At 77.4% G+C, this 993-nt stretch carries 1 pseudogene; it reads right to left on the bottom strand.

From position 1 onward, the window contains the following. Positions 1–993, bottom strand: a pseudogene (locus tag CCN56_RS41220) (ATP-binding protein); the annotation flags it as partial.

Here is a 993-nt window from a genome sequence, read left to right as displayed (position 1 = left end):
AGGTCGGCGACGAGGGCGAGCGCCCGGCGGCCGGCGACGGTGCCGCGCTTGTCGGCGAGCACCCCGCGCATGCCGATGGAGGCCTCCAGTTCGGCGCGGGCGCGCTCCAGGTTTCCGGCGCAGATCGCGAGGACGCCGAGCTCGTGGTGGAAGTAGGCCTCCTCGGCGACCTCGCCGGTGAGCCGGGCGGCTTCCTGTCCGGCGCGCAGGGCGCGCTCCCAGGCGCCCCAGTGGAGTCCGGCGGCGAAGGCGGGTGCGGCGGCGCGGGCGAGGAGGACGGCGGTGGCCCGGTGCTCGGCGGCGGTGTCGCCGGTGCCGGGGATCAGCGCGGTGAGGGCGGCGAGCAGGGCGTCGGACTCGGCGGCGGCCCGCTCGGGGGTGACGGAGGGGTGGGACGCCCACCAGGCGTAGTGCTGGGCGGCGGTGTGGGCGCGGTCGGCGGCCTCGTGCTCGTAGCCGTGGGCGAGGAGCTGGGTGAGGACTCCGGCGGAGAGCCGGTAGCGGGGGCCGACCGGGGAGAGCAGTCCGCAGGCCATGAGTTCGCCGAGGGCGGCGTCGGCGTGGGTGTCGCCGACGAGGGCCGGGAGGTGGGCCTGGTGCGGTACCTCGCCGCCGAGGGCGACGGCGAAGCGCAGGGCGGCCTGGGCGGAGCGGCTGAGGCGGGAGGCGAGGAGCGCGGCGGGGGCGGCGCCCTCGCCGAGGCTGGGCAGCGGTATCTCGCGGAGTTCGACGTCGGGGTCGTCGACGCCGTCGAAGGCGGCGGCCGCGACGGCCGCCGCGGCCGCGGGGTCGGCGGGTCCGAAGGCCTCTTCGAGGGCGCCGAAGGCGTCGAACTCGGCGGGGGTGACGCGCAGTTTGTCGCGCTGGCGGAGCAGGGCGCCGGCCTGGACGAAGCGGAGCGGGAGGCCTTCGGACTCGAACCACAGGTCGCCGGCCCAGTTGGCCTCCTCCTCGGTGAGGGTGCGGCCGGCGACCTGTGGTTCGAGTCCGAAG

The sequence above is a fragment of the Streptomyces sp. NRRL B-24572 genome (assembly GCF_002156145.1).
Taxonomy (GTDB): Bacteria; Actinomycetota; Actinomycetes; order Streptomycetales; family Streptomycetaceae; genus Streptomyces; species Streptomyces vietnamensis.
This window is presented reverse-complemented; position numbering and strand designations above follow the sequence as displayed.